The organism is Paenibacillus sp. OT2-17 (assembly GCF_009827695.1).
In the GTDB taxonomy this organism is placed as follows: domain Bacteria; phylum Bacillota; class Bacilli; order Paenibacillales; family Paenibacillaceae; genus Paenibacillus; species Paenibacillus polymyxa_B.
In genome coordinates, this window is sequence record NZ_WUDQ01000969.1 from 1 (window position 1) to 762 (window position 762).

1 protein-coding gene is annotated in these 762 nt (G+C 51.7%); it reads left to right on the forward strand.

All coding sequences use genetic code 11. The features are described from left to right. On the forward strand, positions 1-706 hold a 706-nt coding region (gene trpD / locus GRP75_RS28520; protein WP_160791060.1), incomplete at its 5' end, for an anthranilate phosphoribosyltransferase. Positions 707-762 lie beyond the last annotated feature (56 nt).

A 762-nucleotide genomic window follows, 5' to 3' on the forward strand; every position in this document is an offset into this window, starting at 1 on the left:
AAAGCATGGCAATCGTTCTGCAAGTGGCCGTGCTGGGAGCGCTGATGTCCTGGAGGCATTGGGAGTCAACATTCATTTGACGAGTGATCAGGCTAGGTCTTGTCTGGACCGAATCGGCATCTGCTTTTTATTCGCGCAGCTGTATCATCCGTCTATGAAGCATGCCGCCGCGCCGCGTCGCGAGCTGGGTGTACGGACGGTATTTAATATGCTTGGTCCATTGACGAATCCGGCTGGTGCGGATCGGCAGCTGTTGGGCATTTATGACGCCAACAAAACGGAAGTCATTGCCGAGGTATTGAACCAGCTCGGCTCCAAACGGGCCATGGTTGTCAGTAGTCCGGATGGGCTAGATGAAATTAGTATTTCAGCTGCGACACGAGTATCCGAGTTGAAGGACGGCAAGGTTCACACGTTCGAGCTTCATCCGTCGGATCTGGGCTTGCAGACGCATTCTCTCGATCAGGTGCTGGGTGGCGACGCACAGGTTAACGCAGATATCATACGACGAATTTTGAACGGAGAGCATGGAGCTTATCGGGATGTTGTGCTAGCGAATGCAGGAGCGTGCATTTATGTATCAGGGGCAGCAGACACCTTGACGGACGGAGTAGCACGAGCGGCAGAAGCCATTGACTCGGGACTGGCACTTTCCAAGCTGGATCAATTAATACAGGCAACGGGGGAATATCAATATGTATCTTGATAAAATTGTGGTGACGAAGCGACAAGAAGTGGAGCAGCTTAAGAAGCATTTTCAAA